This window comes from Anaerostipes rhamnosivorans (assembly GCF_005280655.1).
GTDB classification, from domain to species: Bacteria; Bacillota; Clostridia; order Lachnospirales; family Lachnospiraceae; genus Anaerostipes; species Anaerostipes rhamnosivorans.
This window is the reverse complement of record NZ_CP040058.1, coordinates 3,350,191-3,369,400: the sequence shown is the minus strand read 5'-3', so window position 1 is coordinate 3,369,400 and position 19,210 is coordinate 3,350,191. Positions and strand designations below refer to the sequence as shown.

Annotated in this window: 19 protein-coding genes; 18 read left to right on the top strand and 1 reads right to left on the bottom strand. The window is 44.3% G+C overall.

Annotated features, from left to right (window positions below; all coding sequences use genetic code 11):
• Positions 1 to 33: 33 nt before the first annotated feature.
• From AR1Y2_RS16680 to AR1Y2_RS16660, 5 genes are all read left to right on the top strand, one after another.
• The gene (locus AR1Y2_RS16680) at positions 34 to 849 is read left to right on the top strand and encodes a MetQ/NlpA family ABC transporter substrate-binding protein (protein ID WP_137329980.1); all 816 of its coding nucleotides are present in this window, start codon (positions 34 to 36) and stop codon (positions 847 to 849) included.
• 38 nt (positions 850 to 887) lie between these two features.
• A complete protein-coding gene (locus AR1Y2_RS16675; RefSeq protein WP_137329979.1) occupies positions 888 to 1,667 on the top strand; it encodes a basic amino acid ABC transporter substrate-binding protein in 780 nt (259 codons plus the stop codon).
• 24 nt (positions 1,668 to 1,691) lie between these two features.
• Entirely contained in the window at positions 1,692 to 2,372 is a 681-nt protein-coding gene (locus tag AR1Y2_RS16670; protein WP_006568355.1) for an amino acid ABC transporter permease, read from the top strand.
• The gene (locus AR1Y2_RS16665) at positions 2,359 to 3,081 is read left to right on the top strand and encodes an amino acid ABC transporter ATP-binding protein (RefSeq protein WP_137329978.1); all 723 of its coding nucleotides are present in this window, start codon (positions 2,359 to 2,361) and stop codon (positions 3,079 to 3,081) included. The genes AR1Y2_RS16670 and AR1Y2_RS16665 overlap by 14 nt, the downstream gene beginning before the upstream one ends.
• A gap of 148 nt (positions 3,082 to 3,229) precedes the next feature.
• On the top strand, positions 3,230 to 3,472 hold the full coding sequence (locus AR1Y2_RS16660) for a hypothetical protein (protein WP_137329977.1): 243 nt from the start codon (positions 3,230 to 3,232) through the stop codon (positions 3,470 to 3,472).
• A 186-nt stretch (positions 3,473 to 3,658) separates the two neighbouring features.
• Here the strand turns inward: AR1Y2_RS16660 and gdhA are convergent, their stop codons facing one another.
• Positions 3,659 to 4,993, bottom strand: coding sequence for an NADP-specific glutamate dehydrogenase (gdhA, locus tag AR1Y2_RS16655; RefSeq protein WP_137329976.1), 1,335 nt, complete (start codon positions 4,991 to 4,993; stop codon positions 3,659 to 3,661).
• A gap of 203 nt (positions 4,994 to 5,196) precedes the next feature.
• Here gdhA and AR1Y2_RS16650 point away from each other — a divergent pair, with 203 nt between their 5' ends.
• The 13 genes from AR1Y2_RS16650 (at position 5,197) to AR1Y2_RS16590 (ending at position 19,183) form a co-directional block, all read left to right on the top strand.
• Positions 5,197 to 5,928, top strand: a complete 732-nt coding sequence (locus tag AR1Y2_RS16650; protein WP_137329975.1) for a glycosyltransferase — start codon at positions 5,197 to 5,199, stop codon at positions 5,926 to 5,928.
• Positions 5,912 to 8,470, top strand: a complete 2,559-nt coding sequence (locus AR1Y2_RS16645; protein ID WP_137329974.1) for a YfhO family protein — start codon at positions 5,912 to 5,914, stop codon at positions 8,468 to 8,470. Before AR1Y2_RS16650 ends, AR1Y2_RS16645 begins: the two co-directional genes overlap by 17 nt.
• Before the next feature lie 305 nt (positions 8,471 to 8,775).
• Positions 8,776 to 9,651, top strand: coding sequence for a DUF1002 domain-containing protein (locus AR1Y2_RS16640; RefSeq protein ID WP_137329973.1), 876 nt, complete (start codon positions 8,776 to 8,778; stop codon positions 9,649 to 9,651).
• Positions 9,652 to 9,714: 63 nt separating this feature from the next.
• Entirely contained in the window at positions 9,715 to 9,981 is a 267-nt protein-coding gene (locus tag AR1Y2_RS16635; RefSeq protein ID WP_137329972.1) for a pro-sigmaK processing inhibitor BofA family protein, read from the top strand.
• 200 nt (positions 9,982 to 10,181) lie between these two features.
• Positions 10,182 to 12,257, top strand: a complete 2,076-nt coding sequence (locus AR1Y2_RS16630; protein WP_243118789.1) for a BglG family transcription antiterminator — start codon at positions 10,182 to 10,184, stop codon at positions 12,255 to 12,257.
• Entirely contained in the window at positions 12,251 to 12,526 is a 276-nt protein-coding gene (locus AR1Y2_RS16625) for a PTS sugar transporter subunit IIB (RefSeq protein WP_137329970.1), read from the top strand. The genes AR1Y2_RS16630 and AR1Y2_RS16625 overlap by 7 nt, the downstream gene beginning before the upstream one ends.
• Positions 12,527 to 12,551: 25 nt before the next feature.
• The gene (locus AR1Y2_RS16620; protein ID WP_137329969.1) at positions 12,552 to 13,832 is read left to right on the top strand and encodes a PTS ascorbate transporter subunit IIC; all 1,281 of its coding nucleotides are present in this window, start codon (positions 12,552 to 12,554) and stop codon (positions 13,830 to 13,832) included.
• The gene (trpA, locus tag AR1Y2_RS16615) at positions 13,833 to 14,549 is read left to right on the top strand and encodes a tryptophan synthase subunit alpha (protein WP_137329968.1); all 717 of its coding nucleotides are present in this window, start codon (positions 13,833 to 13,835) and stop codon (positions 14,547 to 14,549) included. It abuts the gene before it with no gap.
• A gap of 37 nt (positions 14,550 to 14,586) precedes the next feature.
• The gene (locus AR1Y2_RS16610) at positions 14,587 to 15,084 is read left to right on the top strand and encodes an A24 family peptidase (protein ID WP_137329967.1); all 498 of its coding nucleotides are present in this window, start codon (positions 14,587 to 14,589) and stop codon (positions 15,082 to 15,084) included.
• A complete protein-coding gene (locus AR1Y2_RS16605; RefSeq protein ID WP_137329966.1) occupies positions 15,081 to 15,923 on the top strand; it encodes a hypothetical protein in 843 nt (280 codons plus the stop codon). The genes AR1Y2_RS16610 and AR1Y2_RS16605 overlap by 4 nt, the downstream gene beginning before the upstream one ends.
• A complete protein-coding gene (locus AR1Y2_RS16600) occupies positions 15,917 to 17,155 on the top strand; it encodes a CpaF family protein (RefSeq protein ID WP_243118788.1) in 1,239 nt (412 codons plus the stop codon). Before AR1Y2_RS16605 ends, AR1Y2_RS16600 begins: the two co-directional genes overlap by 7 nt.
• Positions 17,079 to 17,879 (top strand): type II secretion system F family protein, encoded by an 801-nt coding sequence (locus AR1Y2_RS16595; protein ID WP_137329964.1) that lies wholly within the window; start codon positions 17,079 to 17,081, stop codon positions 17,877 to 17,879. The genes AR1Y2_RS16600 and AR1Y2_RS16595 overlap by 77 nt, the downstream gene beginning before the upstream one ends.
• A 2-nt stretch (positions 17,880 to 17,881) precedes the next feature.
• The gene (locus tag AR1Y2_RS16590) at positions 17,882 to 19,183 is read left to right on the top strand and encodes a type II secretion system F family protein (protein WP_137329963.1); all 1,302 of its coding nucleotides are present in this window, start codon (positions 17,882 to 17,884) and stop codon (positions 19,181 to 19,183) included.
• Positions 19,184 to 19,210 lie beyond the last annotated feature (27 nt).

The following is a 19,210-nucleotide window of genomic DNA, read 5'->3' as shown; positions in this document are numbered from 1 at the left end:
GCTATATATTATGAAAAGGTAAGGAGAGTAGCGATGAAAAAGTTAATAGCAGTGGCACTGTCTGCTGTTGTCTGTTTTGGAGTGCTTGCAGGATGCGGCAGCTCTAAAAAAGAGGACAAGACAATCGTAGTCGGTGCAAGCCCATCACCACACGCAGACATCTTAAAGGTTGCGGCAAAGGAACTGGAGAAAGACGGCTATACTCTGGAGATCAAAGAATATTCAGACTATGTACAGCCGAATAACGCATTGGGTTCAGGGGATCTTGACGCGAATTATTTCCAGCACATCACGTACCTGAAGAATTTTGCAAAGGAACACAAGCTGGACCTGACTTCAGCTGGAATGATCCACTATGAGCCATTTGGTATCTTCCCTGGAAAAGCAAAATCACTGAAGGATGTAAAAAAAGGCGCTGTAGTCGCAGTTCCCAACGACACCACAAATGAAGCGAGAGCACTTCTGCTTTTGGAAGCCCAGGGCTTGATCAAGCTGAAAGACGGGGCTACCCTGACAGCAACAAAGAAGGACATTGTGAAGAATCCGAAGAACATTGAGATCAAAGAACTGGAAGCAGCACAGCTGCCGCGTTCTCTGAAGGATGTGGATTACGCTGTCATCAACGGAAACTATGCTCTGCAGGCCGGCATGACGGTCAATAAAGATGCTCTGGCTGTGGAAGACGAAAAGTCTGTAGGCGGAGCAAAGACCTATGGCAATGTGGTTGCAGTAAAGAAAGGCAACGAGGACAAGGACTCTATTAAGGCGCTGATCAAAGCATTAAAGAGCGATGCCGTGAAGAAGTATATGGAGAAGGAATACAAAGGAGCGGTTGTACCGTTATTCTAAACCCATAATCATGAAATAAAAAGAAGAAGGAGAAGAACATGAAAAAATTTATAACCGTAGCATTAGCCGGTGTGTTAGCAGCAACCATGTTGTTTGCAGGATGCAGCAAGAAAGAAGAAGCAACGATACCTGAAAAAATCATTGTGGGAACCAATGCGGAATTCCCTCCGTTTGAGTATGTTGATGATAACAAAAAGATTGATGGTTTTGATATTGCGATGATGAAAGAAATTGCAAAACGCATGGATGTCAAGATAGAGATCAAGAATATGGAATTCAAATCTCTGATTGGCTCTCTGGAATCTAAGACAATTAATGCGGTTGCAGCCGGAATGACAAAAGATCCGGAGCGTACGGAAGCAGTCGACTTCTCTGACAGCTATTATACAAGCAGCCAGGTTATGATTGTAAAAAAAGACAGTAAGCTTAAAAAGATGACAGATCTTAAAGGAAAGAAAGTCGGTGTTCAGGAAGGAACAACAGGAGATAAGCTTGCAACGGGAGAAAACTTTGGGGAGAAACAGAAACCGGTTGTCAAAGGCGTAGACGTGAGGCGTTTTCCAAAGGGTGTGAATGCTGTTATGGATCTAAAAAACGGCGGAGTTGACGCAGTTGTCATCGATGAAAAACCTGCCATGGAGTTTGTAAAGAACAACAAGGGCTTAAAGATTGTCAGAGATAAAGCAGCAGAAGAATACTACTGCATTGCTCTTCCAAAAGGAAACGAGAAATTGGTAAAAGAGATCAATAAACAATTAAAAGCCATGAAAGAAGACGGTACATTAGACAAACTGAAGGCGAAATATATCGATAAGTAACAGGATGGAAAGGTAAGATAAATTATGAGTTTGGATTCATTTTATAAGGCATTTATCTCCGGGAAACGTTACCTGATGTACCTTGATGGTTTAAAGATGACGATTCTTGTCTCTGTACTTGCCATCCTCCTTGGTGTTGCCCTGGGAACGGTATTGGCTTTGATGCGGCTGACTGCGGAGAAAAAAGGAAAAAGTACGGTTTTATCTAAAATTGCATACGTGTACATTGACATCATAAGGGGAACACCGACTGTCACTCAGCTGATGATCATGTTCTTTGTAATCTTAAAAGGTGTGGATGGACTGATCGTGGGAACTGTGACTTTTGGTTTAAACAGTGCCGCCTATGTCTCAGAGATTATTCGCGCCGGAATCCTGGCAGTGGATCAGGGCCAGATGGAGGGCGGACGTTCTCTCGGATTGTCATATGGACAAACCATGAAAGACATTATCTTACCGCAGGCAATCAAAAATATTCTTCCCGCATTGGGAAATGAATTTATCGTATTGATCAAAGAGACAGCGATTCTGGGATATGTATCTATCGTTGATTTGAGCAAGGCAGCAGACTTTGTTATCTCCAGAACATATGAAGCGCTGACTCCGTTGATAGGGACGGCGGTCATTTATTACTTGATCGTTAAGGTACTGACCTTAGTTCTCAATGCTGTAGAGAGGAGGCTGAGACAGAGTGATAAACGTTAAAGAACTTCACAAATATTTCGGCTCCCTGGAAGTCTTAAAAGGCATTAACTGTCATATCGAAAAGGGTGAATGTGTCTGTATCATCGGCGCATCAGGATCAGGGAAGAGTACATTTTTACGCTGTCTAAATCTTCTGGAGACACCGACAAAAGGGGACATTAATATTGACGGGATCAACATAATGGAAAAAGGTTGTGACGTGGACGAGCTCCGCAGAAAAGTGGGGATGGTATTCCAGCATTTCAACCTGTTTCCTCATCTGTCTATCCTGGACAATGTGACGTTAGCGCCCATCAGGCATAAGATGATGACACCGGATGAGGCCAAGAAGAAAGCGATGGAGCTTTTGAACCGTGTTGGTGTAGGGGATAAGGCAGGAAGTTATCCGGTGCAGCTGTCCGGGGGGCAGAAACAGCGTGTGGCCATTGCAAGATCTCTTGCTCTGTCACCGGATGTCATGTTGTTCGATGAACCTACCTCAGCTTTAGACCCGGAAATGGTCGGAGAAGTTCTTGAGGTTATGAAACAGCTTGCAAAGGAAGGTATGACCATGGCCGTTGTCACCCATGAGATGGGCTTTGCAAGGGAAGTGGCTGACAGGGTTCTGTTTATGGACGGAGGGGTCATTCTGGAAGAAGGAACTCCGGAACAGATCTTTGATCATCCAAGAGAAGACAGGACAAAAGAATTTTTGAGCAAAGTTCTTTAATTCTGTTATCTCATATAGAATGTAAAACAAAAAACATGCTGTGATTTCACAGCATGTTTTTTTGTTTTACAACGAATTTGTGGTGGATGGCTGTGTACTTTCGCAAACAGTAAATATAAGGAATTTAAATATAGGAGGAATGTTATATATGAGTAAAGAAGTATTAAAGGATCTCATTAAATTTATACCGGAGGATCAACCCCTTCCTCACGAAATTCAGGCAATAGCCAGAAGTAAAAAAGAAATAGAGAATGGCGATACGGATAAGCTGAGAGAAATAATTTGTGTGCATACTGCCCATAGGGCTTTTTTATTCCATAGGGAGGTTCGCAGAGCTTTCCTATGGAACAAGAAAAGTGCCGGGAGTAAGTTTTCCCAGCACTTCTGTTAATTAAAATAGTTTTTCTCCATTGTCTCCAGTCGGCTCTGGAAAGGCCTCCTTCCGACAATGAAGAAAAAACTATCGTAGGTGGCGCCTTTTGTCTTGCAACAGCCATCCCCAGCAGACATTACGTCCATTTTCTACATGATTGGAGTGAAGCATTCTAAGAGCTGAACGGAAATCATGTGGAAAATGTCATACAATCCCCTGAGCTGTCATAGCGTCAACAACTTTTTCAAATCCTGCAATGTTTGCGCCAGCCACATAGTTACCTTCCAGACCGTAGCGTTTTGCAGCGTCATCTAAGTTGTGGAAGATATTGACCATGATGTTCTGTAATTTTCCGTCTACTTCCTCGAAGGACCAGCTTAAACGCTCGCTGTTCTGGGACATTTCCAGTGCAGATGTGGCAACACCGCCGGCGTTGGCCGCTTTACCAGGAGCAAATAAGATGTTGTTAGCCTGAAGGTATTCTGTTGCCTCCAATGTAGTAGGCATGTTGGCACCTTCCGCTACAGCATAGCATCCGTTTGCAACTAATGTCTTGGCATCTTCAATATCTAATTCGTTCTGGGTAGCGCATGGGAGAGCAACATCACAAGGGACAGTCCATACGCCTTTTCCTTCATGATACTCAGCGCTAGGGCGTGCCTTGGCATATTCTGTGAGGCGTGCGCGTTTTACTTCTTTTACGTCCTTTAATAAAGCTACATCGATACCGTCTTTGTCATAAATCCATCCTGTGGAGTCAGAGACAGTTACCACTTTGGCACCTAACTGCTGTGCTTTCTGGGTAGCGTAGATTGCTACATTTCCGGAACCGGAAATACAAACAGTGGCATCTTTCAGAGATTTACCGTTGCACTTTAGCATTTCGTCTGTAAGGTAGAGGAGACCGTATCCGGTAGCTTCTGTCCGGGCCAGGGACCCTCCGTAAGATAATCCTTTTCCTGTGAGCACACCTTCGTATACGCCGCGGATTCTCTTGTATTGTCCAAACATATAACCGATCTCTCTGGCCCCTGTACCGATATCTCCTGCAGGTACGTCTGTGTCTGCTCCGATGTATTTACAAAGCTCTGTCATGAAGCTCTGGCAGAATGCCATGACTTCTCTGTCAGATTTTCCTTTTGGATCAAAGTCAGATCCGCCTTTTCCTCCTCCGATCGGCAGACCTGTAAGGGAATTCTTAAAGATCTGTTCAAATCCTAAAAACTTGATGATACCAAGGTTTACAGACGGATGGAGTCTTAATCCGCCTTTGTAAGGCCCGATGGCACTGTTGAACTGAACACGGTAACCTGTGTTCACCTGAACCTGCCCTTTGTCATCTACCCAAGGTACACGGAATTTAAATTGGCGTTCCGGATTTACCAGACGCTCTAATAAGGCTTCTTTTTTAAACTTTTCTTCATTGGCTTCTACGACTGTGCGAAGAGATTCCAGTACTTCTTTGACTGCCTGATGGAACTCTGGTTCTGCAGGATTCTGGGCAACCACTTTCTCAATTACTTCATCAACATATGACATTGTGTATCCTCCTTAAACAATACATTAGTATTTTGCTATGCTTGGACTTTTGTCGATAACATTATACAAGAAATATTTTCAGAAAACAATAGTAAATTACTGCTTTAATGTGCTAAAGTGAATACGATGAAAGGGACAGGGAAATATTTCATGTTTTATTAAGGGTATGATATAATAACAAAATATATAGAAAGGAAAGAACTATGAAGAATTCAGTTGTCATTGCTTACTATAATGGAAAAGAGTATATAAAGGAACAGGCGGATTCTATTCTGGAGCAGCTCGGAGCCGAAGATGAGGTGATCATCTCTGTGGATTCTGACCAGGATGGTTCAGAAAAGCTGTTGAGGGATCTTGCCGAAAATGATAAAAGAGTCCAGGTCATCAAAGGGCCGGGCCAGGGCGTTGTAAAGAATTTTCAGAACGGATTGATTCACTGTACAGGAGATGTGGTCTTTTTGGCTGACCAGGATGATGTGTGGCTTCCCGAGAAAGTCCGGAAAGTCACAGCTTGTTTTGAGGACCCGTCAGTTACTGTGGTGGTGCACAATGCTTTGATTTCCGATGAAGAACTGAAAAGTTTAAATGAGACAACCTTTCAGTGGAGAGACAGCGAACCTGGATTTTGGAAGAACATAAAAAAGAATTCGTATATTGGATGCTGTATGGCTTTCCGAAGAGATCTGCTGAGCCGTCTGCTTCCGGTGCCGGACTCTATCTGGATCCATGATCAGTGGATCGGCCTGCTGTCGGAACAGCTGGGCAGATCTGTATTTATAGATGATATTCTTCTGCTATACCGCAGACATGGTGGAAATGTAACGGAACTCACCCACGGCAGTGTCATATCCATGATGAAAAAGCGATATGATATGATTATGGAAGTCAATCGGCGCATTAGGAGGTGGAAGAGAGAAGATGCCAAAAAGAAATAATTTTTACCAGCAGAACAAATATTTAATTTGGGCATTCCTTGCCCCATTCTTTATATTAGAAGGCATTGCAGTTGTGATGGGAGTACAGCCGTTTGGAGACAACTCCTTTCTGATCGTGGATGCCCTGCATCAGTACCTTCCGTTTTTTGCAGATTATCATGACAAGCTTAAGTCACTGGACAACCTTTTTTATTCCTTCCACGGAGGCCTGGGCTACAACTTTTTAGGGCTGTGGGCATACTATCTGTCCAGTCCCTTGAATCTTGTGATCGTACTGTTTCCGAAAGAGATGCTGAACATGGTCCTCAGTCATCTCTACATTATTAAGATTGCCCTTTGTGGGCTGACTGCGGCCTATTATTTCAGATCCAGGGATAAAAAAAGACAGGATATCAGCATTGTGGCATTCGGGCTTTGCTACGCACTGAGCAGCTATATTGTGGGGTACAGCTGGAATATCATGTGGCTGGAAGTCATGATGATGCTCCCGCTGATCCTTGCAGGGATGGACCGGCTCATAAAAAAGAGGGACGGCAGACTCTACTGCGGGGCGCTGTTTTTTTCGCTGCTCTGTAATTTTTACATGTCATTTATGACCTGCTTGTTTCTTGTATTATGGTATCTGCTGTATGACCATAAGAAGGTGAAGGCGTTCTTTGTCAACGGGTTGAAATTTGCCGGATATTCTCTTTTGTCGGCTATGATGGCGGGCGCGGTCCTGCTCCCGGCTTATCTGGGGATCATGAAGACCTCCTCTGCCAAGTGGGATTTCCCGAAGGATCTGTGGTACGGAAACTTTGCAGATCTTTACTGCAGACACTTTTTAGGGACCGCTCCCATCACTAACTCTGTGAATGACGGGGAGATCAACCTTTACTGTGGGATTTTGACCCTTGTTTTTGTTTTGTTTTACTTTATGGCTTCCAGGATCTCATGGAAGACAAAGATCAAGCGGGCGCTGTTGATGCTGTTTCTGTTTTTCAGTTTTAATATGCCGTTGCTCGGTTATATCTGGCATGGATTCCACAATCAATACGGAATCCCTAACCGGTTTGCATATCTGTACATTTTTTTACTGCTGATCATGGCTTACGACGGGCTGCTGGTCATAAAGAGAGAAGGACGGCAGCAGGCCTGGAAACTGTGTATTTCCTGCGGTATCCTTTGTATGTCGGTGGGCATTGCCAGCCTGCTTAACACAAAGGCATTTGACCGTAAGGTGCTGGCATTCACGACAGCAGCGATCTTTCTTTATCTTGTTGTGTTTGCGCTGTATGACAGGAAAACGCTGTCCAGACGGGGTATGGTGCTGATATGTTCTTTACTGCTTGTGATAGAAGCGGCAGGAATGGCAGTGTATGGTTTTTCAGAAAACGGCCAGGTACGGGTAAGTGAATACTTCGGCGATACAAAGAATATTCAGAAGGTGAAGAATAAATATAAGACAGGACCGGATCAGAGAATGGAACTGATCAAGGGAAGGATGCTGGATGAGAGCATCTGGCATACCCTGGACGGAGTGACGATGTTCGGTTCCACAGCCCTTGGGGATGTGGTGGACATGATGGATGATCTGGGATTTTACACCGGTGTCAATGAGTATCTGTATGAAGGGGCAACTCCGTTTACTAATAACCTGCTGGGGGTACGGTATAACCTTCTGAGAACCTCCGATACAAACACCACAGATTTTCAATATCTGGATAGGATCGGAGACATCAATGTGTATGGAAATCCTTACAATACAGCTGTGGGATATGGAATGAAAAAGTCCGCCTACAAATGGAAGTATGATGATGTAAATCCATTTTTGGTACAGAACAGACTGTCCGGCGATGCGTTTGGAGGAAATGATATCTTTCACATGATCAAGACAGAAAAGCCGAAGACAAACGCCTGCAAGATCACCCAGAGCAATGATGGGGAATATGTTTTTGAAAACACGGCCAGTCTTGCCGATAACATGACATTTGAGATTCCGGTGACGGAGGACGGCAAGCTGTATTTTCATTTTGACGGAAGCCAGGTGGAGGATACGGTAATTTACCGGAATAACGAGGTATATGTGAGCGGACGTCTGAATGCACAGTGTATCTATCTGGGGGATCTGAAAAAGGGAGATCATATCACGGTCAGTATGAGACTAAAACAAGATGACCTTATGTCCGGGGTGGTCAGGGTAACCCTTGCGTCTCTGGATGAGGATGCCATGAAAGATTTGTATGGAAAAATGCAGGAGCAGGCGTTCCAGTTGGAGGAGGCTGACAGCAGCACACTGAAGGGCACTGTGAGTATGAATGAAGATGGATTGGTGTTTTTCTCAATTCCTTATGATAAGGGCTGGAAGGTCCTCGTGGACGGTAAGGAGACAGAGGTAAACTCTCTTGGAAAAGCATTTCTCTGTGTGGATGTATCTGAAGGGAAGCATGAGATCAAACTGGAATACTGTCCGGAAGGTTTTAAGGAAGGTATCATTCTGACGGCTTTGGGATGGTTGATATTTGCATCTATCTGCCTGAGGAAACGAAAAAAATCCGTCTAAACGGAGAGGAAGCCGGGAACAGTTAAGCTCCCGGCTGGTTATGAAAAAATTTTAAAAGCCTAGCAATCAAATAAGTTTGGTTACTATGGTTTTAGTATAAGCGGAAAATGTGAGGGGAATTTGACAAGAATATGAACAAACTGTGAACAGAATGATATTTTTTATCGGCTTCCCTGTCTGTTTTTCAATGCCTGCTTTAACATCTGAGACAGAAGTGTAAGAAAAAAATAAGTTTTTTCTTGCTATTTGTGCAGAAATGTTGTGTTAAACTAAACGGGTAAGAATAATTTACGGAGGAAAATGAGATGAGAAAAAGAAAAAGTTTATTCAGAGCGGCAGCCGCAGTCATGGCGGCAGTCATGGCATTTTCATTTGTGCCGTCAAAGTTCGTCAAGGCAGACAGTGTGGACGGCGAACAGTACTTGGCATTGGGCGCTGATTTAAGTTCAAAAGAAAAACAGACAGTACTGGAGCTGCTGGGAGTAAGCGATACGGGCGGCTATACGATGATCAAGGTTACAAATAAAGAGGAACATGAATATCTGGGAGACTATTTATCCAGCAAGGTTATCGGGAGCAGGGCGTTATCATCTGTCACTGTCAAGAAGACTGACAGCGGAAGCGGGGTCAATGTGCAGACAGAGAACATTACATACTGTACTGAGGGAATGTACAAGAACGCTCTTGTGACTGCAGGGATCAAGGATGCGGATGTGAAGGTTGCCGGTCCTTTTAAGATCTCCGGGACTGCCGCGCTTGTGGGAGTCATGAAGTCCTATGAGGCTATGACAGGAAAGAAAATTCCTGAAAAGAGCAAGGATGCGGCCACGGATGAGTTGATCACTACAGGTGAAGTGGCCGAGAGCATAGGAAAAGATGATGCGGAAAAGCTCATCGCCGATGTGAAGCAGAAGGTAGCAGAAGACAATCTAAAGACACCTCAGGAAATCGGTAAGGCGATCGATGAGTCAGCAAAGGATTTAGAGATCAATCTGTCTGACGCTGACCGCCAGAAGATCCAGGAACTGATGGATAAGATCTCCGACCTGAACTTAAATGTGGATCAGTTAAAGGAACAGGCAAAGGACATCTACAATAAACTGAACGACAGCGGCTTTTTTGAGAAGGTGAAAAACTGGTTCTCAGGAGTTGTGGATACCATTAAAGGAATTTTCAGCTAATTTAAAAAAGTTGGATTAACCCTCTTTATGTCTACATACATTAGACATAAGGAGGGATTTTTTATGGATCAGAATCAGATGCTTTTGTACATAATGGTGGGAGGCTGCGGCCTCTGTGTGCTTTACGGGATATTAAAGAGGCCGTCCTACCTCCTGGTCTTGCTGGCAAGAGGAGGGTTCTGCGCGGCTCTCGTATTTGTCATCCATGTCTATTGTCAGAAAAACGGAATCCACGCGCCTGTGGACTTAAATATAGCATCCATCGGAACTGGGGCACTTTTGGGACTGCCAGGGATTGTAGTATTGTATGTATTGGGCTGTATTGTGTGAGTTTTTCTACATTGTCTTTCGTTGGCTCTGGAAGATTTCCTATTGTCTGGGAGTAGATGAAAATTTCATAGATATCATTAAAAAACTGCACGGACTTGTGCAGTTTTTTGGCGTTCAGAGTATTGCAGGACATCTTGAAAATATTTGGTTTTGCACGGATATGCGTACAATCATATAATGGTTTTAAGGAGGGAGAAACAGTGAATAATCGATTAAAAGCTATTTTCTTATTCTTAATTCAAAATGATGATCAATATGTGACAGTAAAAGAGATTTCGCAAAGGTTTTCTATCAGTATGAGGACCGCTTACAATGATTTGAACCAAATCGACGATTATCTTTGTAAAAACGGTTTTATGTCTCTGGCCAGAGAAAAGAATAGAGGGGTTATGCTCCGGATGGACAGCCATGCGAAAAGGAAACTTCAGAAGATCATATGGAGCGGACAGGACAGTAATTTTTCTCCTAGGGAACGGAGTTTTCATATTATCCGATACCTTTTGGAGTGTACTGGCTATGTTACAATTGACGAAATATCGAACCATTTTAAATATTCCAGAAATACGATTGTCAATGATCTGAGAAAAGTAAAGAGCTGGATGGATGTACATGACTTGAAATTAATGACTTATCCGTATAAGGGAATCTGTATTGAGGGCAGGGAGCGTTCAGTCAGGGCCGCATGGACAGCGTGTCTTACAGAAGAAAAGGGAGTTAAGAACCCGGCAGATGAGCTAAAGGTATTAAGGGGGAGTGAGGAGATAGATGAATCCGTAAAGATCATCCGGACCGTATCTGATCTGGAGGAAGAACTTCATATAAGGCTTTCAGATGAAGCCTACAGCCGCATTGTCCTGTGTCTCGGATTTTCTATTTACAGGATCAGAAATGGAAATGAAATAGAAATGACATTTCTGTATCCTGGCCTAGAAGAATCAAATGAGTATCGGGCCGTCTCGGATAAGAGCAGCGAGATTGAAATGGATTTTAGGATTTTGTTTCCTGAAAATGAAAAAGCGTATCTCGCTTCGCTCTTTATCGCCAGCAGCCTGCAGGATGAAAAGAACTTCGGAAAGATCGTGGACCAGTGGCTGCCCCTTCAGATCGTGGTCAGAAAATTAATCAAGGCTATGGAAGAAGAACTGAATGCTGAGTTTATGTCGGATCAGCAGCTGTTCTACGGCCTGCTGGCCCATTTGCGGCCGGCGTATTATAGGATCCTTGGAGGTATGCCGATTGACAATCCAATGTATGAATATGTGATGGAGAATTTCAGCTTGATCCATGAACGGATGATGAACCGTATTTCTCTGGCGGAGAAAGATCTTGGCGTTAGTTTTCCGGAAGAGGAGGTTTCCTTTCTGACGATCTGTTTCGCGGCAGCGCTGGAGAGACAGAAAAAGAGAAAGAAAAGACTTCCCTTGGCCATGGTGGTATGCAGCACTGGGACGAGCACATCCCAGATGCTTTTATCCCAGCTGAAAAGCAGATTTCAGATCTCGATTCTGGGTGCGTTCCCCGCTAGAAAAGTGGATGAGATTTTACAGAAACAAAAAGTGGATCTGATCATTTCCACGGTGGAACTGATTCGGGACGGAGTGAGAGTCATTAAGGTCAGTCCTGTTCTGGACAAACATGATATAGAACGGCTGAGTGATGTACTCAGCTCCATTGATACAAAGTTCAGTATAGATGAAATCTTGGAGATCATGAAACGCCATGGATCCATTTTGGATGAGGGGGGATTAAAGGAAGAACTCAGACAGTATTTTGAACAGGAAGCTGCGGAGACAATAAAGACAGGAAAGGACAGAGATCCAATGTTAATAGAAGTATTAAATAAAGACTTGATCAAGACGAATGCAGAGATTCAGACCAGAGATGAAGCGGTGAGAGAGAGCGGGAGACTTCTGTGCAGGCAGGGACTTGCAGATGAAAGCTATGTGGAGGCCATGCTCCAGAATGTAAAGGAGAACGGCACTTATATCGTCATAGCGCCGGGCATCGCCATGCCTCATGCAAGGCCTGAATGCGGGGCAAAGAAAATCGGTATCAGTCTTATGACATTAAAAGAACCGGTGGTATTTGGGCATAAGGTCAATGATCCGGTAAAAATCGTCATCGGCCTTTGTGCCGTGGATCACCAGACACATTTGACAGCACTTTCAGAACTGGTGGAAATATTAAATGATAAGGAGAAAATCAACATGATCTTAAAAGCAGAATCGCCGGAGGAGGTCATGGAGGTAGTAAAGAAAGGGGAAGCCATATGTTAAATATAGTAACAGTATGTGGAGCAGGAGTCGGAAGCAGTATGATGCTGCGCCTGTATGCGCAGCAGAGCCTGTCAGAGGAGGGGATTGAAGCCAGTGTTGAGGCGGCGGATATCGGGTCCGTCAATCCAGACGCATTCGATATTGTGATCACCACATCTGACTTCGCAGATCTTTTACATGAGTCCAGAGCAAAAATCATCAGGATTGACAACATGATGGACAAGGGATATTTAAAGGAACAGCTTTTAAGGACCTTAAAAGAGCTATAGGACGATATAAAAGAAAGGATACAATATGAATATATTAATGTACTTGATCAACAACGTCTTTAACCAGGCGGTGTTTGTCATAGGAATGGTAGTTTTTCTTGGGATGTTGGTACAGAAGACAGAGCTGTCCAAGATCATTGCAAGTACAGTAAAGACCATGATCGGGTTTCTGCTGATCAACACAGGAGGACAAACTCTCGGTGTGGCACTGTTGCCTTTGCAGCCAATGCTCATTAAGGTTTTTCATCTTCAGGTTAAGGTGCAGGATCTGGGTGCTGCCCAGGCGGAAAGTCTTGGGGATATCGGCAGTGAAATGGCTTTAATTTTTGCGCTTGGATTTCTGATGAATATTTTTCTGGCAAGGATTACGAAGTTTAAATATGTCCATCTCTCTGCACACGTGTCATTTTTCTACTCCGGTTTGATCGCAGCAGCGTTAAAGTTTGGAACTAATTTAAGTTTTCTGCCACTGGTTCTGCTGGGTGCCGTTTTGCTGGGAAGTTATATGACATTCACCTGTGCTTATGTGGCTCCGCTGATGAAAAATATCAAAGGAGGAGAAGGGTTCACCCTGGCACATTCCAGTTCTTCTGGTGTATGGCTGGCCGCAAAGATCGGCGGTCTAGTAGGCAATAAGGAACAAGATCTGGAAGATATTAAGATACCAAAGAGATTAAATTTTTTAAGGGAGATGACCATCGCTCTGACGGTTGTAATGACGTTCATGTTCTTTCTGATCTCACTGATCAGCGGTCCAGGATGGGTTATGCAGAATGTCAGTGAAGGAAGGGATATCATTACCTTTTCTCTGCTGAACGGTCTCCAGTTCGGTCTCTGGATCACAGTGATCATCACCGGTGTCAGGATGCTTTTATCTGAGATCATCCCGGCATTCCATGGCATTGCAGATAAGATCATTCCAAATGCAGTGCCGGGGCTTGATGTGCCGCTGTTGTTTCCGAATCATCCGACCTCCGTCATCTTTGGCTTTTTGGTAAGCCTAGCCGCGGGTTTTGTGGGCATGGGTATTCTGGGAGTGATGAACTATCCGGTTGTAGTTTTCCCTGCCTTGATCCCTACCTTTTTTACCGGAGCTGTCACAGCTATTTTTGGAAATTCTACAGGAGGGATCCGGGGTGCTTTTGCAGGATCATTTTTAAACGGTATGATCTTGATCATAGGACAGGCTTTCTTGCTTCCGATGATTGGAACTTATGCCCCGATCATGAGAATCCTGAGTGAGACGGATTACTGTCTTTATGGCCCCATTTTAGGCGGGATCTTAAAGCTTTTAGGAGGTATATAGATGAAGGATCTGGTATTGTACATAACAGCCGGGTACCCTGATGAGAATACGTTTTTTAAGACATTGGATCTGATGGATGAACAAAAGGTGCCCATCCTGGAGCTTGGCATCCCGGCGGAGGATCCGTTTTTGGACGGTGACATCATCAGACAGAGCCACAGGAAGGTGCTTGAAGCCGGCATTGACCCGAGACAGCTTGGGGATCTGCTGGAGAAGATCCGCAGCAGGTATCAGTTCCGGGTCATATTAATGACTTACCGGGAGGGCATCAACAGATTTCATCTGTCTAAATTGGATACAGCGCTGTATGATGGTGTCTTATGCGTGAATGAGGCCTTGACTATAGCATCTGGAATGAAGCCTGTGCAAATATATAATGAGGCGATGGATGAAAATGAGATCATGAAGCATCTGAAAGAAAATACCAACTTTGCATATGTCATGAGCGGAAGAGGGAAGACCGGTTCCTTCAGGCGCCTGCCCGAAGGATACATAAAAACGGTCAGCTTTCTAAAACAAAAGACAGATCTGCCTGTATATGTAGGGTTTGGAATAAAGACTCTGGAGGATGTGAAGAACGTCTGCAGCCACGGAGCAGACGGAGTGATCATCGGGTCCCACTTTATGAAAGTGATGAGGGATGGAGGATTCACAGAATGTAAAAATTATCTAAATATAATAAACAATTATTTACAAAAAGTTGCTTTACAGAAATAGTAAATGATTGTAAAATAAGACCATAGGAAGGAGGCCTATGGTTTTATTATTTTATCTGCTGGCAGCAGTAGTATGGGATCTGGTCCAGTTTAGGGTACCTAATTATTTTATTCTGCCGGGTCTGGTCCTGGGCATTTTGCTCCTGCCATATCATGGATTAAGTATCCCTGATGTTTTGCTGGGGAGTGTGTGTCCGCTGATCTTTTTATATCCCCTATTTGCTGTGGGAGCTTTCGGCGCAGGGGATATCAAGCTTTTTATTGTCACAGGACTTTTTCTCGGAGGTTTGAACCTATACCTTGTGGCAGCTTCTTTTTTTACCGGCGGAATTCTTGCTCTGTTTAAGATGCTGTCTGACCGGAGTCTGGTCCCGCGCTTATTCTATTTCTATTCTTATATTCTACAATGCATCAGTCAGAAGAAGATCAATACTTATTTATCTTATTCCCCTGAGAAGGAAAATAACAGAATTCATTTTACTGCGGCAGTTATGCTCGGATATTTGCTGCTGTCCGCCTGGAGGGACTGTCTATGAGCCATATGTTAGTAGGAATCTGTGACGAAGACGCTGTCTATGGAAAACGCCTGATGGAGTATATCAATCGCCAGAAGGATTATCCGCTGACGGCAGCAGCATTTACAACAACAGACGCATTAAAAGAGTTTATAAAAGATCAGGACGTAAAGGGAGTTATCCTTGAGGAGGGAATCTGTATCAGCGAAAATATACTGGTATATTATCTGAAAAAGGACCAGACAACACAGGCCTGCCGGTATGGAAACGCAAAAGAGATCGTAAAAGAGGCTTACAGTATTTTTAGCCCGGGCAGGGAGAGTTCTGCCGGGGTCACGGGGGTCTATTCTCCCACGGAGAACCGGAAACGGACAGATTTTGCCCTGCAGACTGCAAAGGAAAATAGGGCAATGTATTTTGGAATGGAATCTTATGGACGGACCCTAGAGGAAGGAGCTATGGAGAATCTTTTGTTTGCGGTCAAGGTCCGGAAGGATGGGATCGCGGATCTGGCCGTTGAATCCGCTGTCATCGTGGAAGGAGTCAAGGGCTTTGCCTCTGCACGGTGTTTTCTAGATTACCGGGAGGTCTCTGTGGAGGACTACCAGTGGCTGTTTCAGAGACTGACGGATGCAGGAATTTCAGCAGTGCTGGATATCGGAACAGCCTGTATCTATGACTTTGAACTATTCTCACTGTGTGATCAGTTGTTTCTTCCGGTCTGGGAAGAGGACATGGAGGATCCCAGGCTTCTGGGTTTTAAAGAAGTCTCAGAACAGCATCCCGTGCTTTCAACGCTTCACTGGAAGGAGGTCTTTCTATCAGAGAACAAAACCAGATACCATGCAGAGAATTGTTAAAGGAAAGGGTTCTGAGCCGGGCAGACTTGATCTGCGATATCAGCGACAGGCAGCTTTTGGAACTGATCGAGGAAGAACTATATCTGATGTCAGGGGAGACTTATCTGTCATTAAAGGACAAGTATGAACTTTTAAAGGAGGTGTACAATGCGCTGCGCAGACTGGATATCCTTCAGGATCTGCTGGAGGACGATTCCATTACAGAGATCATGATTAATGGATATCAAAATGTTTTTATTGAGGTGAACGGGAAGCTTAAAAGGTGTAGTAAGTCCTTTTCATCAGAAGAAAAACTGTATCAGGTGATTCAGCAGATTGTTGCCGGGGCCAACCGGATCGTCAATGAGTCCAATCCCATTGTAGACGCAAGGCTTCCCGACGGTTCCAGGGTCAATGTAATGCTGCCACCGGTCTCTTTAAACGGAGCGACTATGACCATCAGAAAGTTTGCCAGGGAACCGATGACCATGGATTGGCTGAGAGATAAGGGAGCCTTCTCAATTTTTACAGAACGGTTTCTTGAGATCTTGGTCAGGGCAAGATATAACATTTTTATCTCAGGCGGAACAGGCAGCGGTAAGACAACCCTGTTAAATGGGCTGTCCAACTGTATCCCGTCAGATGAAAGAATCATCACCATTGAAGATTCTGCAGAACTTAGGCTGAATGGGATAGAAAACCTGGTACGCCTGGAAATGAAAAATGCCAATATAGCAGGAGAAAACCAGATCACCATAGAGCAGCTCATCAAGGCAGCCCTAAGGTCCAGACCGGACAGGATTGTTGTAGGTGAAGTACGGGGAGAGGAGGCCCTTTCTATGTTAAACGCAATGAATACGGGACATGATGGATCCATATCCACAGGCCATGCCAATGGACCTGAAGATATGCTCAAGCGTCTGGAGACGATGGTGCTAATGGGAGTTGATATGCCTGTCTTTGCCATAAGGGGGCAGATTGCGTCAGCCATTGATATTATCATCCATCTGGGAAGAGTCAGGGACGGCAGCAGAAAGCTGCTGGAGATTGATGAGATTCTAGGAATGGAAGATGGCCAGGTAAAAATGAAAAAGTTGTTTTACTATGATCAGAAGAAAGGGCTCCTGCCTGCAGATTCACTGAAGAATACCAAAAAACTAAAGGAGTATGGTCAATATGAAGCGTATGAGGGATTATTGTCAGAGCATACGAATAGCAACGGCGGAGAAACCGGGCATAAAGAGTATTTTTAAAAGTCTGGGTACGGGAAAAGCCGTCATAGCGGCAGTACAGGGGATGATCTTGTTCTTTCTGGCAGCTTATCTGTTTTATGACCGGATCTGGCTGGGGTTCACCTATCCTGTTTTTTTCTATCCCTATATGCTTTACCGGCTCAGGGAACAAGAGAAGATACAAAAAAGGCAGTCCAGGCTGGAATTCAAGGAAATGCTGCTTTCGATTTATAACAGTCTGAGTGCGGGGTACTCTCTGGAAAACTCCATGAGAGCAGCAAGGGATGACTTAAGAGCCGTAAACGGAGGAAAAAGAAGTACGTTGGAGCAGCAGCTTTCAATTCTATGTTCCGGTTTGGAGATGAACCAGCCAGTAGAAGTGTTGATGGAAAGGATGGCATCGGAATTAAGGGTGGATGAAGCAGAGCAATTTGCACAGATATTGTGGATGATCAAGAGAAACGGAGGAAATTTGATTCAGATCATTAAAAAGTCAGTGGAGCACATGAATCAAAAGATTCAGGTGAAAGAGGAGATCCTCACAATGGTGTCCGCAAAGAAAATGGAACAGAAGATCATGTCTGTGATGCCGTTTTTCATCCTGCTGTATGTGCGTCTTATGAACCCAGGATATTTTCAGGTCTTATATGAATCTTTGGGAGGTACCCTTTTGACAACCGTCTGTTTGGCCGTTTTAGCTGGTTCCGTGTTTTGGGCAAGAAGAATTGTGGAGATCGAGGTGTAGCAATGATAGAAAGATGGATTCGCCGACTTCCGGAGAGTGTTGTCAGGAACCGCAGAATATGTGTTCAGAGTTACTTCTGCGGGACAAAGGAAGAGATGGAAATAGAGGTGTGGCGGTCATTTAGAGAACAATGGAAAAAAGTTTTATGGGCAGCGTTTGCTTTTCTGGCGGTCTTAGTTCTTGCAGCAATATCAGGTTGGCTTACAGGAAAGGAAATCGTCATTCATAGAGATACAGAAGGAGAGGAGATAAACCAAGAATTAAGTATAGATTCGGGCAGGGAAAAGGAACTATATGAGCTGAATGTCCAGCCGAAGGCTTACAGCAGGAAAGAAGAAAAAGAAGCATTCCGCGCGGGAACCGAATATGTGAAAAGGCATATGAAAGGAAAAAACAAATCATTAAATGAGGTGAGAGAATCTTTAAATTTTCCGGACAGGATTCCTGAGACCCAGATCAAGGTAAACTGGGAGACGGAGGATCTCAGTCTGGTTGACGAGCAGGGAAATGTCTTTAATGAAGATTTGAAAAGCCCAGTGATCTTAAAGACAACAGCAGCCCTATCCTATGAGGACCACACGGAGCTGGTCACAGTACCAGTCCGGGTGGTCCCAAGAGATACCGGCAGCAAAGAATCAAAGCTGGCGGGTACAAAAAAAGAACTGCAGAGGATCGAGAGAGAAAATGCTGAAAAGCAGAGTTTCACCATTCCCTCCAGAGTCAAAGGAAGCCGTGTGGAGGATGGGGAAAAGATCCAGAGCCGGCTTCCAGTGTTGGTAATAATGGGAATTCTTTTTCTGGGGCTTTTGTGGTACACAGAAGAGGAGAGGCAGAAACAGAAACGGGCAAAAGCTATAAAGGAGACAAAGGATGAATATCCGCTGATCATAAGCCGGCTGGTTTTGCTGCTGGGAGCTGGAATGACAATACAGGGGGCGGTTCATTCAATCGCCGCCTCTTATGACCAAAAACATCCTAAGTTTGTATACAGGCAGTTTTATGAGGCAGATAAAAAGATCGCTCTGGGAGCGTCTCAGACACAGGTTCTTAAGGAATTGGGAAATAGTATACAGATGCCTTGTTATAAAAAACTGGCAGTCCTTATGGCCCAGAGCCTGGTCCGGGGATCCAGGGATCTTCTGGAACGCCTGGAGGAGGAAGAGACAGCGGCATTTGCAGAACGGAAGGAAACGGCCAGACGAAAAGGTGAGGAGGCAAGTACAAAGCTTCTGATGCCTATGATCCTGATGTTGGTGGTGATTCTGACCCTCCTAATGGTGCCGGCATTTTTATCATTTTCATAGGACGAATCATAGAAAAAACAGAAAGGA

Coding starts and splice junctions, on each gene's coding strand:
- AR1Y2_RS16680 (WP_137329980.1), top strand. CDS start 34: ATGAAAAAGTTAATAGCAGTGGCACTGTCTGCTGTTGTCTGTTTTGGA.
- AR1Y2_RS16675 (WP_137329979.1), top strand. CDS start 888: ATGAAAAAATTTATAACCGTAGCATTAGCCGGTGTGTTAGCAGCAACC.
- AR1Y2_RS16670 (WP_006568355.1), top strand. CDS start 1,692: ATGAGTTTGGATTCATTTTATAAGGCATTTATCTCCGGGAAACGTTAC.
- AR1Y2_RS16660 (WP_137329977.1), top strand. CDS start 3,230: ATGAGTAAAGAAGTATTAAAGGATCTCATTAAATTTATACCGGAGGAT.
- gdhA (WP_137329976.1), bottom strand. CDS start 4,993: ATGTCATATGTTGATGAAGTAATTGAGAAAGTGGTTGCCCAGAATCCT.
- AR1Y2_RS16650 (WP_137329975.1), top strand. CDS start 5,197: ATGAAGAATTCAGTTGTCATTGCTTACTATAATGGAAAAGAGTATATA.
- AR1Y2_RS16645 (WP_137329974.1), top strand. CDS start 5,912: ATGCCAAAAAGAAATAATTTTTACCAGCAGAACAAATATTTAATTTGG.
- AR1Y2_RS16640 (WP_137329973.1), top strand. CDS start 8,776: ATGAGAAAAAGAAAAAGTTTATTCAGAGCGGCAGCCGCAGTCATGGCG.
- AR1Y2_RS16635 (WP_137329972.1), top strand. CDS start 9,715: ATGGATCAGAATCAGATGCTTTTGTACATAATGGTGGGAGGCTGCGGC.
- AR1Y2_RS16625 (WP_137329970.1), top strand. CDS start 12,251: ATGTTAAATATAGTAACAGTATGTGGAGCAGGAGTCGGAAGCAGTATG.
- AR1Y2_RS16620 (WP_137329969.1), top strand. CDS start 12,552: ATGAATATATTAATGTACTTGATCAACAACGTCTTTAACCAGGCGGTG.
- trpA (WP_137329968.1), top strand. CDS start 13,833: ATGAAGGATCTGGTATTGTACATAACAGCCGGGTACCCTGATGAGAAT.
- AR1Y2_RS16610 (WP_137329967.1), top strand. CDS start 14,587: ATGGTTTTATTATTTTATCTGCTGGCAGCAGTAGTATGGGATCTGGTC.
- AR1Y2_RS16605 (WP_137329966.1), top strand. CDS start 15,081: ATGAGCCATATGTTAGTAGGAATCTGTGACGAAGACGCTGTCTATGGA.
- AR1Y2_RS16595 (WP_137329964.1), top strand. CDS start 17,079: ATGAAGCGTATGAGGGATTATTGTCAGAGCATACGAATAGCAACGGCG.
- AR1Y2_RS16590 (WP_137329963.1), top strand. CDS start 17,882: ATGATAGAAAGATGGATTCGCCGACTTCCGGAGAGTGTTGTCAGGAAC.